At 60.0% G+C, this 15,053-nt stretch carries 7 protein-coding genes and 2 pseudogenes; all 9 read right to left on the minus strand.

Features of this window, described 5'->3' with window-relative positions; all coding sequences use genetic code 11:
- Positions 1-82: 82 nt before the first annotated feature.
- Positions 83-3,379: a DUF499 domain-containing protein gene (locus tag SCLO_RS13925; RefSeq protein ID WP_066520604.1), complete on the minus strand. Its 3,297-nt coding sequence runs from the start codon at positions 3,377-3,379 to the stop codon at positions 83-85.
- 13 nt (positions 3,380-3,392) lie between these two features.
- Positions 3,393-6,191, minus strand: coding sequence for a DUF1156 domain-containing protein (locus SCLO_RS13930; RefSeq protein ID WP_066520603.1), 2,799 nt, complete (start codon positions 6,189-6,191; stop codon positions 3,393-3,395).
- Positions 6,188-7,183: a DUF4917 family protein gene (locus tag SCLO_RS13935; RefSeq protein ID WP_066520602.1), complete on the minus strand. Its 996-nt coding sequence runs from the start codon at positions 7,181-7,183 to the stop codon at positions 6,188-6,190. The genes SCLO_RS13930 and SCLO_RS13935 overlap by 4 nt, the downstream gene beginning before the upstream one ends.
- Positions 7,180-8,160, minus strand: a complete 981-nt coding sequence (locus SCLO_RS13940; protein ID WP_066520600.1) for an ASCH domain-containing protein — start codon at positions 8,158-8,160, stop codon at positions 7,180-7,182. Before SCLO_RS13940 ends, SCLO_RS13935 begins: the two co-directional genes overlap by 4 nt.
- Positions 8,157-9,989, minus strand: a pseudogene (locus SCLO_RS13945) (protein NO VEIN domain-containing protein); the annotation flags it as partial. The gene SCLO_RS13940 and the pseudogene SCLO_RS13945, both read right to left, overlap by 4 nt.
- Before the next feature lie 75 nt (positions 9,990-10,064).
- A complete protein-coding gene (istB, locus tag SCLO_RS13950; RefSeq protein ID WP_066522470.1) occupies positions 10,065-10,925 on the minus strand; it encodes an IS21-like element helper ATPase IstB in 861 nt (286 codons plus the stop codon).
- Positions 10,922-12,184: an IS21 family transposase gene (istA, locus tag SCLO_RS13955; RefSeq protein WP_096362064.1), complete on the minus strand. Its 1,263-nt coding sequence runs from the start codon at positions 12,182-12,184 to the stop codon at positions 10,922-10,924. The genes istB and istA overlap by 4 nt, the downstream gene beginning before the upstream one ends.
- Positions 12,185-12,320: 136 nt before the next feature.
- Positions 12,321-14,012, minus strand: a pseudogene (locus SCLO_RS13960) (SNF2-related protein); the annotation flags it as partial.
- 22 nt (positions 14,013-14,034) lie between these two features.
- Complete coding sequence (locus SCLO_RS13965; RefSeq protein ID WP_066519888.1) at positions 14,035-14,919, minus strand: WYL domain-containing protein; 885 nt, start codon at positions 14,917-14,919, stop codon at positions 14,035-14,037.
- Positions 14,920-15,053: the final 134 nt, after the last annotated feature.

Raw genomic sequence — 15,053 nt, forward strand, 5'->3', positions numbered from 1 at the left:
AGGCCTGCCAAAGCATCTTCCCAGCGTGGCGACATAGTTCGGTCGGCGCTACCCCGCACACCGGAGAACGCCGACCGAACTATTACTCTACGGATTTCTCTAGGAATCCAAGTGTGTTGGCATTCTCGACCAACGTCCGCACCTTGGCGCGCTCAAGACCATCAGGCACTTCCGCCTCGATTTCGAGCCTGAGCTTCACCTGACTTCCTGGCAGCGTCGTGAGCTGTTCGACAATAGCTTCGACGATCTGATGGATGTCTCGGGCAGGGCGCTCCGGCGAGATCATCACGGCGCCGGAGAAGCGTGTCGGCTTCTTTTCCGGGGGAGGCGTCGTTGTCGTGCCGTCCGTGGGTTGGCCATCGGGTGCCGGCGTGCCGTCGCTGGTTACGGGGGAAGTGCCGCCCGTCCCAGGCTGAGCCGGCACCGGACGGTGAGCTTCCGCCACCGCAGGCGTCACGATGACGCTGTCACTGTCGATCACGACCACGGCGTTGACCGCTCGTTCGATAGCCAGTCCCAGATAGGTGTCGGACTTTTCGTCCCATCGCTCGGCATAGGCGAACGGCCCCGGCAACATGCCGCTTACTGCCGCCTGTACGGCTTTGACCAGCACGTCCTGACCTTTGAGGCGCGGCAGATAGATGTAGCGGTTGAGATATTCCCGCAAATCCTTCAGCGACAAATGCGGCTTGTCGTTCCAGATATATTTCTGGAGATCGCGGTCGAGACGTGCAGGCCCGAGCTCGGTGAGCAAGCCTTCTTCCGCTACCAGCTTCTTGCTTGCGCGTGCTAACAACCCGTCCTGTGCCGGGATCTTACCCGAAACCCATTCCCAGTCGGCTTGGGCGCTCTCCTGTGCGGGATAATGCAGGTAGCACCACGCCTCTTTCAGGCGCGTCTTCATCGTCTCATTCGCTTCAGCCAACTTCGCCTTGGCCAGCGCGCTGTCGCTCTGGGTCAGGTTCAGCCGCTCCGTGTCGCGGACGATTTCGCCCCAGGCAAGAGAGGCACGCACGGCGTCTTTGAGATGATCAAGCTGGCGCGCCTCCGCGGCTATGAACACCAACGTATTGCGATAGACCCGCGGCGTGCTGCCGCGCTGAGTAAGAATGTCTTTCGCTTCGACGAGCGCATCCGACCCCTCGCGCCCATTGTGCGGATATTTGACGCCCAGCACCACAGCGCGCACGCCGCCGGCCTCATCTGGCACTTCGGCCGATGTCGCCGGCGCGACCTGCACGGCGTCGAAATGCCCGCGATCGGCGAGGCCATACACATATTTCCCAAGTTCGGCATCGATTGTCACGTCAACCAGCGCCGCCTCGATCTGTGCGGCCTTGTCAGCCGCGATCCTGTTGAGGCTCGCCGACATCGAGTACCAATACCGTCCAAGATCGGCATGCATGAACTTGGCCTGGTTGGTCAGGCGCCTCAGCGCATCACCGAAGATTGCAGGACGCTCGCCGGGCTGCACGACGCCGAGATTGATCTGCTTGTCGTCGAGACCGGTGTTCTGCTGCTGCGCCGTCGGAGCGGTCCCCATGAAGATCGCGCGGGCGACACGACGTGTCGCCGAATAGCGATTGAGATTGGGTGCCGACTGATCGACCTTGTACGGCGTGGATGTCGTGCCATCGACATCGCCGGCGATGATCGCCTGCCAGCTCACATCAAGATAATGGAGCAGTTCCGGTTCGACGCGAGGCGAACTGACCGCCACGCTGCCCGGCATGATCATTACCGACGGATCGCCGCTCATCCAAAGCTCATGGATTGCCTGCGCCATCAGGCGCAGCACACCGCGCGTGCGCTGGAATTTCTCGAGCGATCCCCAGCTCGTATAAAGCTGATCGAATAACTCGGGATGGATCGGATAAGCCTTCTCCAGCTTGCGCCGGTAGTCCTCATCCGCACAGCCTTGCGGGAAATCGTTGGCATTCTCCCGGTACATCTTGGCGAACTGCTTCAGCGTGTTGTCACGGTGATGGAACTTGTCGCCCGGAATTTCCTTGAACAGCCGTCGCCGCACGATCTCATAGCTTTCTTCCTGACTCGCCGGCCTCCACGAGGATTCCACGCGGCTGAAGGTCTGCTTGAGACGAGCGAGGGCTTCTTGCCCACCTTCGCCACCCACTTCGATCTGCGACGCAGGCAGGGAAGCCACGAGCAGCGTGCCGGGGCTGGCTTTCACCGCCTCCGTGAGCGACTGTACGAAGGACAGGTTCGCGTCGAACGACCCCGACGGCAGCCCCTCGACCTTGTAGATCTGGCGGAGATAAGCGACCCATTCGTCGATCAGGATCAGGCACGGCGCATATTTCTTGAACAGCGCCTCCAGCAGATTCGAGCCCGGCGCGATGCCACTAGCGTCATTTTCCGCAACCATGTCGAAGGCTTCGGCGCCGCCTAGCTGCCAAGCCAGATCACCCCAGGTCGTGCGGATCTTCCGGTCGCCCTCGGCGATGAGCACGTCCTGCGGCCCCCGCGACGTGCCGACCAGCACCGCGCGGCGGATATTCTTCGGAACCGTCAGCCCGTTGTTGTCGAACAATTGGTCGAGGCCCGACAGGTCCTGCACCGGCGTCTGGCCCGCCATATGATAGAGGGCGAGCATGGAGTGCGTCTTGCCGCCACCGAAGTTGGTTTGCAGTTCGACGACGGGATCGCCGCCGCTACCGGTCAGTCGCTTTGCGGCCCCGATCAACAGCGTACTCAAGCCCTCGGTCAGATAGGTGCGGCTGAAGAACTGACGCGGATCGCGATATTCTGACGGCGCGCTCCCCGAATGAACCTTGGCGAGATCGGCTGCAAACTCGGCCTGCTGGAACTCACCAGTGGCGACATCCTGATGCGGCTCGACCACTTCTCGCCACGGCAGCAGCCCCGCGACCGTTTCGACCGAGATTTCAAGGCGCTGGGTTTTGCGCCGCTCCTCATTGCGGGCCAGTTCGCTAAACTTCGTCCGAAGGATGGTGTCGCGCATCTTGCCAAGCTGCTCGGCGACATCACCCGCGCTAATTGCCTCCATCAAGCGACGCATGGAATCGAGCGCGCGCTCGGCATCATCGTAGGTAAAATTCTCGTTGTGCGAGAGCTTGTTACGTACATCGAGCAGTTCGGACACGTAGGACCGTTCCGGATGACCAAGGACGTTCGCGAATGCGTCCCTCCAGAAGGCCATCATGGTCTTCAACAACCCTTGCTGATCCCACCCCACTTCTCCAGCAGAATTCGGGCGGAGTCCTTGGACACGCTCGACCACCTCCAATTGCCAATGGCCCTTGAGCGAAGTCTCCAACCGCTTTTCAACGAAAGGGATCAGCGCCGACGGCAGCAGTTCCATGCCTTCAAAAACATACTGGCGGGTGCTTTTTGCCACGTCCCGTTCCCCCTCAAATATCCATGCGGGTCTGGCGATCCCCGCTCGTGTCGTGGATGGCTGCGGCTGCCTTCGTCAGCTCGGCCCAATCGGCGATCAGGGCGTTGTAAGCGGTGGCCTCCTTCGCATCCTTCCGCTTGTTGGCGCTAATGTCATAGAGGCAGTATGCGAGATCCTTTACGGTCTCGGCCTGGGCGTTGATCTTCTTCAGGAGGACGGCAGTGTCATGAGAGATACCGTCCTTCTCGTGCAAACGGACCAGATGCTGAAGGCATTCCCACACCGTCAGGTGGCTATCGCTTTCCGGCTCCCAATCCTCGTCGAGTTCGTCGCGGATCAGAATGCGAACCTTGCCAGCGGCACTTTCGACGATACCGGCATGCTTGACGCTCTCGACCGAGATGCCACGTGCGCGGGCAAGATTATCGGCAACGCCATAGTCGCCCTTACCATTGCCGTTCTGCTCGAACCAGGTGATGGCGAACCGCGTGTCGGCGTCGAACTCGCCCTGGATGCCGCCGAGATACTCATCGAGTTCCCGGTTAATGAGCTGAAGTGCTGTCTTTACGCTCATCGGACTGTCATCGGATTCCAATACGGCCTTGTAGCGAGAAAACACTCCCATGCCGGGTCCGATGGCTGATTGCGGCATGTCGGCAGGCGCAATGTTCGCGACCTGAAGCTCGGCGATGGCCGGTGGCAATTCGCGCTTCAACGCGCGAACGAACTCGGCGCGCGTAATGGCCTCAGCCGTGGCTTCCTTTTTCCGGCAAACAAGGACAACCGAGTTGGCGAGGGCGTTAGTGCCCGAGGCAATCATGCGGTTCGCCATCTCGGTACGCATGGGCCATGTGCCGACAACGGCATAGCCCGCTTCAACCACGGCTTGCAGGAAGGTCGCCCAACCGGTCGAACTAATCCCGTCCTGCGCGACTTCGCTTTGCTTGAAAGCGTAATAGATTGTTGCAGGGAACAGGTCTGACGATTGGGCCGCCATATTGGCGATCGCCCGGCTCATGCCATCGAGAAAGAAGGCTTCCGCAGCATCTTTCCCTCCATGACGGTATGGAGTTGCGACTAATTCCTCGGCCTTGGGTGTGGCAAGCACCCCGAAAATCTCGGGGTAAACCGGCCGCAGTGCAGGCTTCATCCAAGAAAAGAAAAAATCTGAAAGATCGGCATATCCAATGTTGTCGTAATATGGCGGATCAGACGAGATAACAGTCCTTTCTGGATAAGTGACCGACTGCGCATCATGCTGGATTTCTAATCCAGTATTTCTCGGCATCAGAGCGTCCAAGGTTTTCACACCCCATTCGATACAGTTGCGCCAATTTCCCGTAGATGCCGAAAAAATATTTGCTTCCGTGAAATCCCACGTCATCGGAAGAGCTTGCCGCCCAAAGGTATTCCGAATGATTTCTCTGCTACTGTGCCAAGTAGTTATCGACGAATGATAATCCGTCGCTTTGGAGACGCCAAAAGTCAGATAAACACTCACCGCTTCGGCATATGCCTTGGCCCCACTGCCACCGTCGCACAGCGAGGTCAGATCAGATGAAAGGCCAGCGGCGCGAGCATCAACCTCAACCTGCGCCCGCGCCTCATGCACCAGATCGCTGAACGTATTCAGCGCAAGAAGCTGGCGGTCGGTGAACAGGTCGCCAAAAGTTTCCATACCGTAGGCTGGTGGCGAGAACCAACGGGGGTTGTTCGGCTGGCGCTGTTCAGGCTTCCACGCCGGCTTGCCTGATTTTGCAAGCGTATCATGCCTGTCGGTCGGCGCGACATAGGCCCTGCCGCCTTTACCTTCGGCCACGATGGCAATCAGGGTCTGCCCCATATGCCCGGCTTTGCCCGCTGACGTGATGTGCTTTGGCGTGATCGCGGTATCCGACATGATGCAGCGGAAATTCGCGCCACGCCCGGCCTTGGTACCTTCCTTCGCCACCTCAAGCTCGGCCTTCGTTCCGCCCTTCCGGATGCGATAGGTGATAGTCTTGGCCTTACGGTCCACGATGGGTTCAATCCATGCCTCTTTCCCGGCCTTGGAACTCAGCAGGAAACTCGACGCAATCGGCACCTGCACATCCGCAAACGCCGGGTCCGGGCTTGGCACGGTCCGAGCCCAGATCCAGGCAATCACCGTAGCCTTGCCTCCGCCATACTCCTGCGGCAAATCCACCTCTGGGTAGAGATGTCCGATGCGCTCCCACGCCTTTTCGCGCATCCACTCGCCGTAATATTTCACGTCCTCGGCGAGCCCCTCCGAATTGCGGTAGAACTGCCGGTCTTTGACGCCGGGATGGATAGGCTCCTTGTCTTTAAACTTCGGTGGGATCTCGATCATTGCCTTGCCGATCATTACCGCGACCGGGTTCAAGTCTGAGCCATAGGCGGGGAGGCCAAGGCGTTGCGCCTCTAGCGGGATCGACCCGCCACCCGAGAACGGATCATAGACCGGCGGCAGTTCTCCGCCGCAGCTCTTGCGGATTTCGGCGCGGGCGCGCTCCAGCACCTCCTCGTTGGTCGAGTTTTCCCACTTCACCAGTTCCTCGATGATCCCGAACAACCGCTTGCGCTCAGCCTCCTGCGCCTCGGGCGTGGGGAAGTTTTCGGGGTTGCTCGATGGATCATCTACGAGTTGGGCGAACAAGACCGCACGGCATGCGGCCAACGGCCGCCGCGCCCACCACAAGTGCAACGTGGACGGATGCCCATGCCGGATAGACTTCTCTCGTGCGGAAGCCGCGTTGATCGCTTCGAGCGGGATCGCGACTTCGATGAGCTTCTTTTTGTAGGGCTGGGTCATTGTGCAGGCTCTTCAATCGTAAGGGCAGCAGCACCCAGTGGGTGCGAGGCGGCGTCGTAGAAATGCAGGGTGGCTTCGGGCAGCGCTTCGATCAACGCAGCCTTCTTCTGGCGAATATTGCCGTTGGCGCGGAGCGAGACGGCAACCGCTCGGCCTTTGTGGTTTCCGATAGCGTCAATAAGGTGCTTGTCGCTGTCCCCGAGGCTGTGGCCGAAGACTACCAAGGGTTCGATGTCCTGCGCCAAGCGGGCAAATACAAAGGAAAGGTAATCGGACCGATAAATCGACGCGAGCTTCTCCTGAGCCGTCCCTTCCGAAATGAAGAGCGGCATAGCATCCTGATAAGCGGTTCCGAACAGGTCCAGCAGGTTCTGTCCCGCAGCAGCCGGCCTTTTCAATGTCTGGCCGTTCGGCCGCCGATAGAGGTGGAGGCCACCATGCAGGAAATGCACCTTGGTCTTTTTGCCCCAGATCTCCGTGTTTGTGACATCGAACTTTTCCGACCAGAAATAATCCCGGAAGCCGTTCAGATTCCGCATAAGCGCCCAGTAGAGCGTAAGATCATAGTTCGTGCAGTAGATCGACGCAAAAGCCGATAGTTCGGTCGCGATAGCGTCGAGATGGGCGTCAGGCACGGATTGCCATGGCACATGCACCGAATGGACCGCCCGGATCAGCGCCCCCCGAATGCTGGCCTCCCGCTCTGAAAACGAATCTAAAGGCAGGTCGAGCGCCGCAGACACCGTCTTGCTGGTCGCCAAGGCGCTCAAGACAACTTCGAAATTTCGTGTTTCCAGACGCTCAAAGAGCGAGATGTCTGCGGCGTTGAGCTGTGCTCCATCGCCTTGGGCTGCGGTCTCGAATAGCGAGCCATACCCGAAACGCTGCCACAAATTCTGGCTGAAACCGTTGCCGATGAGCAATCCGGACCAATCCTCCTGGTCTTTCAGATCGGTCCAATCCCGAAGCTGGTCATCCAATCCGTCGGTCATTGGGCCGCTCCCTCTCGAAACCCCTGTTTTCTGAGGCTGACACGATACCGATAGGCCGCGACCTCCTCGACCACGACGCGATCGCCAGCTTGGGCGCGATACAATTGATAGAAAGCGCCGATCCAGCCTCGCGCGCGGAAGAACTTCTTCTGACCGTCGAGGTCGGTTTCGACCGGTTCTGCGCCGCCCCAGTCGATCGTGAGATCACGCTTCGCCCGCGTCGCCCTGTTTGAACCGCCAATGGCGTCGGCGGGAAAGCGGTCGAAGAACGAGCGCAAATAAATGTGCTTGTTCGTGATGTTTCCATCGGTGATCTCCACCTCACCGATGACGCGCCCTGACACCTGCGACCGTGTTATGGCCATTACCGCTGAGGATTGCGCATTGTGGCTAGCGGCCGGTGATGGCTCCGCCCTTACGGGAGTGGGCATGCTCGGCGTGCCGTCATCCCATTCAATATCGATATGAAGCTTGCGACCGCGCTGCGCGACATCGACCGTTACGGTGTCTGCACTGCCGGACCGATTCCACCGCGAAGCGTCGGCCAGAGGCATCGCCACTTTAGGCTCAACCGTCGTGTCCACGGCTCCAAGCCGTCCCGCAACACCTTCGATGGCAGCGTCGTCCAGCTCGACCCAAGTCACGGCACCGCTCTTGTGTCGGTAAGCGACCGGCTGGTCGAAGCGACGCACGTCGACGAGCTTCCATGGGGTAGTCCATTTGGCGACTTCGCCCGAGCGGATCATATCCTCAGGAATACGGTGATGCTCGAAGGTGGCGATCATCTCGGCCGGAAGCAGCGGCGTGCCCGATTCGATCAGCTTGGCAACGCCGTAAATCGCCCCGGTGCCTTTGCGGATCAGGGCAAACCAGCCACGATGCGATGTCGCCGACGACCGCATCTCCCAGTCCTTCGTGCCATCGAGAATGTAGCCGATCCAGGGATCAGCGATGATCAGGCCTTTGGTGATCCTCATCGCGGCGCCTCCGCCCGCTCGAGGAGGCGCGGCAGGTGGAACTGGATCGCGGTTTCGAGGAAAGAAGGTTCACGTTCGACCAGCGGCCCGCGTACATATCGCGGCTCGTGCGCGAAGCCGGCGTTGACAGATACGATCGCCAGGATGAATTTTTCCGGCTCGTGCAAGGAAGTGATGACCTCCTGCCGCGTGACCATCACGCTATCGGCACCGTCGATGCGGCCCTTCACCTCGATGAAGCGCAGATGCCCCGACCTCGGATCATGCGAAGCGATGTCGTAGCCGATTTTCTGGTCAGAGACGTCGGCCGGCTCATTGCCCAAGGCCCGCTCCGCCGCCATGACAGCTTCCATCGCCGCCAATTCGATGGCCCGGCGTGCTGCGGAGTCCTCCGCGAAATGGTTCGGAATGCTCGGCGCCTGACGCGTTTCGAGCAGGCCACGCGGAATGACCACCATGCCGCCCCTCACACGCGGCGGCTGCGACGAGATGAACCTTTCGCGCTCTAACTGGTCCATTCGGCGCTTCTGGCGCTCCGCCAGGTCCTCGGCCCGGCGCTGGGCATTCTGCCAGTTCACACGCGTTTTCTTTCCGGCCCGTTCCTCTTCCTTCAGCTCAAAGGCGCGCGAGTCCCAGTAATTGATCTCCTTCTTGAGCCGCGCACGAACTTCCTGCTCGACCTTTTCAATTTCAGGCAAGCGACGTGCCTTGACCTCGGCGACATGACCTTGGGCCAGATCGACCGTAGCAAACCGGATCGCAGCTTTTTCCAGATCGGTGGTCAGCCAGCTTTCCTCCAAAAGGTCGCGCACACTGGCGACTTCTTCCGGTCTGGCGGGCCGCAAATTCAGATGCGGAGCAATGCCGGCATTGACGGTCGTGCCGGCCTTGTCGATCGCGGCAAACTGAAGGCGCTGAGAAATCACATGTGGTTTGCCGATGCTGGTGACGCGCCCGTCCTGGACCGTGTGCTCCAGCAGGAATATCGCCGACAGCGCATCACCGTCATCAGTGTCATCCACCAGGATCGCGCCCTGCCGCATGATCTGCTCATACTGTTCCCGGATCAGGCTGATCACCGCTTCGAGCAGCGGATGGCCGGGACAGACAAACGCGGCGACCGGCTGCTGGTTGATCTTGTCCTTCTCGAAACAGATCCGCTCATATTGCGTCTGGATTGGCGCGCCGGTCCCGATCTGACGATCGCGCTCGCGGATACGCACGGGGACATGTGTTATCTCCCAGCGCCCTTCCTCGCGGCGCTTGATCCGGCCACCAAGGTGCTGGAACGCCTCGACAAAGAAGCTCTGAATGTGATGCGGCTGTAAGCGCAGCGCCTCTGCCCGCTCCATTTCGAGGCGCAGTTCCTCGACTCTGGCCTCGGGCATGGTGTCGTTGGTCAGCGCGCGGCGGCGGAGCAATTCAAGCAGGTGCGCTTGGTCAACCGCGCCATCGACTTGCTGGAAGAGGCGGGCCTTGACGTCCTCCTGTTCGCCGTACTGGATTGCTTCGAACAAAAGGTCCTTGAGGGCCACGCCGTCGAACAATTCACCGAGCACATCGTAGACGCGGCCACCAAGCGCCTCACGCGCAGCTTCCAGCTTTTCGAGCAGGCGCGCGTAAACCTCACCTTCGCGCGTATCAGCCGCGACGAGATTCCACAGGTGGCAAACCTCGGTCTGTCCGATGCGGTGGATGCGGCCAAACCGCTGCTCGATCTTGTTCGGGTTCCACGGCAGGTCGTAGTTGACCATGAGATGACCCCGCTGAAGGTTCACACCTTCGCCCGCCGCATCGTTGGCGATCAGGACCAACATGTCCTTATCCTGTCAACGGGCACCGAAGATTCCGCAAAAGTGGGCATCTAAAATTCCCTAGTTTGGCGGGAGGGTTTGTGTCGGTGATCAGCCGTGATGGAGATCGGGCTTTTCCTTTGCTGGCGGGCGGCCGCGCCGTTTCGGCAAGGGCGGCGGGTTGATGGACGGTGCCATGCGCGCATGCTCGGGCAGGAGGTCGGCGTGCTGTCGCATGCGATAGCTGGAGCCCTCGATCTGGATGACCACAGCGTGGTGAAGAAGGCGGTCGAGCAGCGCGGTGGCCACCACCGGATCGCCAAAGACATCACCCCATTCGGCGAAGCCGCGGTTGGATGTCAGGATCATGGCACCCTTTTCGTATCGGGCGTTGACGAGCTGGAAGAAGAGATTGCCGCCGCCGGGCGTGACGGGAAGATACCCGATCTCGTCGACGACGAGCAGGGAGGATCGGCATAGGAAGCGGATCTTCTCGCGCAACGTGCCCTCGCGTTCAGCCTTGGTCAGTGAAGCGATCAGATCGGCGAGCGGGATGAAGTAGACGCTCTTGCCCGCCTTCACGGCCTCGACGGCAAGGGCCGTGGCGATATGGCTTTTCCCGGTACCGGGCGGGCCCAGCAGATGCACCACCTCGGCCCGGTTGATGAAGTCCAGGCCAGCGAGCGCCAGGATGCGGTTCCTGTCGAGCGATGGCTGGAAGGAGAAGTCATATCCGTCCAGCGTCTTGATGATCGGCAGCCTTGCCATGCGCAGGGCTGCCTTGATCCTGCGGTTCTCCCGGAGCGACAGTTCTTCGTTCAGCAATATGTCGATGGCCTCGATGCCATCGATTTTGCCCTGCTCTATGCCGCGCAGGGTGGCGTCGAGCATCTCCAGGGCGCGTGGCATTTTGAGATGGACGAGGCTGCGGCGGATATTATCGACGCGGGATGCGGCACCCCCATGGTTCATGGCCGGTCTCCCCGCGCCAGTTGGCTGCCGATCGCCTGATAGATGGCCAGGGAGCGCACGGCGACATGCTCGCCTACACGACCGATGGCGATTACCTCTTTGCCATGGATACGGCGCTTGGCGCCGCTGCTGCCTGTCCGATGCGCAGGATCGATCCTGTACTGCCGACGCCCCTCAAGAACCGGGTGCTCGGCAATGACCTGGCCCAGGTCTACGATCCGGATCTTGTCGGGTAACTGCTGGATTTCGACGACGCGCCGGGTGCGATCGGGAACGCTGTAGTAATTGCCGCCGACCGAGACCATCCCATCGTGGCTGACGCGGCGCTCCAGCTTCAGAACAGCGTCAAAGCGGCCCGCCGGGAGCAGCTGCAACTCAGGCTGCTCGGCGGCGAAGGCTTCAGCAATAATCCGCTGCGTCGTGCCGTGGACACGGACGTTGGCGACGGTATCGAGCCAGTCGATCAGCTGGACATTGAGATCGTCCAGATTGCGGAAGCTCCGGCCCAGGAAGAAGTCCTTGCGGATATAGCTGAATGGCCGCTCGACCTTTCCCTTGGTCTTGGCCCGATAGGGACGGCAGGCGCGCGGCACGAAGCGATAATGCCCGGCCAGAGCCAGCAATGATCGATTGTAGATGATGTGGCCCTGATCATCTTCCCCGGTCACAGCGGTTTTCATGCGATCGTAGAGGATCTCGATCGGGACGCCGCCGAGCGCTTCAAAGGCCTGCATATGACAGCGCAACAGGCTTTGGAGATCCTGATGCATGACGTAGCGCGCAAACAGGAAGCGCGAATGTCCCAGCACCAGGCTGAACAGCCAGACGATCCGGCTGACGCCGGGCTCATCGGTAAATTCGACGACGAACCGGGCAAAGTCGACCTGTGCCTGCACGCCAGGCGGCGTCTCGAACCGAACCTCAAAGGGCTTGGGGCCGTTTTCCGGCCGGATCGCTGCCAGGAACCGCTTTACCGCGGTATAGGCGCCCATATATCCCAGCTCACGGATTTCCCGCGTCAGGCGCGCCGCAGTCAGATCGGGAAAGGCCGTCACTCGCTCACGCAAAAATTCCAGATAGGGTGCCAGTTTGTTCGGTCGACCCAGCATGCGAGGGCCGTAAACCGGGGCCTCGATGCCCCGTTCGATATATTTTCGGATGGTCTTGGGATCGCGACCAGTGCGTCGGGCAATGGCGGATATCGATACGCCCTGCCGATGTAGTTCGAGGATCATCATCAATTCTCCAAGTCGGATCATCGGCCCCGTCTCCGCGTCTGCAAAGGAGATGAGGACAATGTCGGCTCATCTCATTCTGCCGGGGCTAGCCCCGGCAGAATGAGATGAAGGGGCCACCAACTAGGGAATTTTCAAAGCCCACTTTTGCGGAGAATTGCACGACCGATGACATATCCTGCATGAAGCGCTCGACGACCTTGCGCCGCTCCTCGCGCGACACGCCGCCATGGATCACCTCCACGGCCTCGGGATTGCCAAGCCGCGCCCTCACCTTGTCGAGCAGGTAATGCAGTGTGTCCTTGGGCTCGGTGAAGATGATCAGCTTGCGGCGGTTGCCCGCCGCGTCAACCATCAGATCGTCGTCGAGGATACGATTGAGCTGGCTCCACTTGGTGTCCACGCCCGAGCGCAGCACGCCGAGCGCCATGGTCTCGAGGCCCTTCAGTGTCTCGACTTCCAGGGCGAGCTGCTCAACCGTCTCGGCCGTCGTCGCGCCAGTGGAGATTAGATCCTCAAGTTCGTCGATCTCCTCCTGACCATATTCCTCGATGTTGCGTAGCATGTCGGCGTTGATCGCGGACTCGGACGCGCCAGATCGCCGGCCCTTGGCGGCAAGGCGGGCTTCACCCAGTTCGTTTTCCAGCCGTTCCCGACGCCGTTTGAGGGACTGGTAGATGGCGGCCGGTGACGAAGCGAGGCGCCGCTGGAGAATCTGCAAGGCGAAACCGACATTATTGCGCTTCTTTCCGTCCCCCTCGGCGAAGCGCTGCACCCGGTTCATCTCGGTGCGCACATACTCGGTGACGGCGGTATAGAGCGCGGCCTCGCCGTCCGAGAGCTGATATTTGACCGTGCGCGCTCGCCGCTCGGGGAACAGCGGTCGGCCATCGAACTTGAGGAGCTCTTCCTTGGTCAGTCTCCGCATCATGTCTTCGGTGTCAGCATAATGGACCCCGTCGCGGAACCGGCCTTCAAACCGGTCGCCGTCGAGCAAAGCCATGAAGAGCTGGAAATCCTCTTCCTTGCCGTTGTGCGGGGTCGCCGACATGAGCAGCAGGTGCCGGCAGACCTGGCCGAGCTTCTGGCCAACCTGATAGCGCCGCGTATATTTGACCTCGCCGCCGAAATAGGTGGCCGACATGCGGTGGGCCTCGTCGCAAATGATCAGGTCCCATTCGCGCGCGCTCATGAGCTTGTCCTGAAGCTCCTCATTGCGCGCCAGCACGTCGAGGCGGACAATCAGCCGATCGCGGTCGCTGAACGGATTACCCGAGCGCGAATTTTCGATCATGTCGCGGGAGAGGATATCGAACTCAAGATTGAACTTCTGGCCGAGCTCGTCCTGCCATTGCTCGACCAGACTGCCCGGCGCGACGACGAGGCAGCGTTCGAGATCGCTCCGTGCGATCAACTCCTTCATCAGCAATCCGGCCATGATGGTCTTGCCGGCACCCGGATCGTCGGCAAGCAGGAAGCGGAGCGGCTGACGCGGCAGCATTTCACCATAGACCGCCGAAATCTGGTGCGGCAGCGGATCGACCAGGCTGGTATGGATCGCCAGATACGGGTCAAAAAAATGGGCCAGCTTGATGCGGTTGGCTTCGGTCACCAGACGCAGCAGAGCGCCATCGGCATCAAACGACCAAGGCCGCCCATTCTGCTCGACTTCAAGGCGATGCTCGTCGTCCCGGTAAAGCACAGACTCGGCCACTGTGCCATTGTGATCGCGGAAAACGACACTGATCGCCTGATCGCCGATCCAGTCGACAGAAACGACATGTACAGCTTGCGCCGAGGCTACGCCTCGCACAGACGCGCCGTTCTTTATCTCCTCAAGCCTTGCCGCCATCAGTCAGCGCCCCCCGAATCATTCATAGCTGAAGCTCTGCCTTTTCAAGCGCAGCTTCAGTTTCCTTGCGGTTTATTGTTACGATATGCTGCGTGTACGCGCTTTGCTTTGCGGCATCGGCAAGCAAACCGAGGCGCTTCAAGACATAGAAGAGCATCGCATATCGAACCGTGAGCACGCCGTTACCGTGATCCAGCCCGTAATCCTTGGCGACAACCTGCTTCTGGCTGGCCGTAAGCGCGGGGTGCGGACCGATCTGTACGTCGAAATAATTGTTCCAGAGCCAGTCCCGTTCACCCGCTTCTCCCGGTTCGCCCTTTTCGCCAACTTCCAGAATGCGTGGCAGCAGGAAATCTTTGAACTTGTGCTCAAGGTGGCAATAGGCCCGCGCGTGCCAACGAAAGCCGTCATAGCCAAAGGCGTGAGGCGTGATGCGGCGCCAGATAGGCTCTGGGCGCACCTTGTTCATCGATTGATAGAAAACGTCGATTGAGACGCCTGCGCGGGTGGCATCGAGAATTTTGCGTAGGACTTCGATATCGATGTCGCGCCGGGGAGTCATTGCGACATCGGCGCTGGGCAGCTCAGCGATCCACGAATCGCTTGCAGGAATGGCCCCTTCGGCGACCGAGCGAAGCTGGGAGAGATAGATGTAGGGGTCCGGCTCAAGGAAGCGCAGAACGAACTTTGCGGCCGCGACATAGCGCTTGGCGCGAGTATCATACTCCATATTTCCTGGCGCGCGCTCTTGATAGAGCGTCAGATCTTTTGATGCTTGGGGCACCGACACGCCAAACGTCTCGACGAGATCGGCACGGTTGATTGACCCCTCCCAGAACAGCCGAAATTCAATGAATTCAAGCCGGCGCTCCACCCCCCATTTCAGCGTCGTTGCGGCTTCTGCCATCTTGGCCTCGCATAAGTAAGAATAAAAACTATATGGACATGCCGTATCGATCCGTGTAATTATTATTCCCATATTGAGCTACAGTCAATGGGCTATCGGGTGCAGAGATGGAGCAAGACATGCATCAACAGGGC

The sequence above is a fragment of the Sphingobium cloacae genome (genome assembly GCF_002355855.1).
Taxonomy (GTDB): Bacteria; Pseudomonadota; Alphaproteobacteria; order Sphingomonadales; family Sphingomonadaceae; genus Sphingobium; species Sphingobium cloacae.

Excerpts from the sequence above, each read along its gene's own strand:
- SCLO_RS13965 (WP_066519888.1), bottom strand. The coding sequence starts at position 14,919 with ATGGCAGAAGCCGCAACGACGCTGAAATGGGGGGTGGAGCGCCGGCTT.
- SCLO_RS13935 (WP_066520602.1), bottom strand. The coding sequence starts at position 7,183 with ATGACCGACGGATTGGATGACCAGCTTCGGGATTGGACCGATCTGAAA.
- istA (WP_096362064.1), bottom strand. The coding sequence starts at position 12,184 with ATGATCCGACTTGGAGAATTGATGATGATCCTCGAACTACATCGGCAG.
- istB (WP_066522470.1), bottom strand. The coding sequence starts at position 10,925 with ATGAACCATGGGGGTGCCGCATCCCGCGTCGATAATATCCGCCGCAGC.
- SCLO_RS13930 (WP_066520603.1), bottom strand. The coding sequence starts at position 6,191 with ATGACCCAGCCCTACAAAAAGAAGCTCATCGAAGTCGCGATCCCGCTC.
- SCLO_RS13940 (WP_066520600.1), bottom strand. The coding sequence starts at position 8,160 with ATGAGGATCACCAAAGGCCTGATCATCGCTGATCCCTGGATCGGCTAC.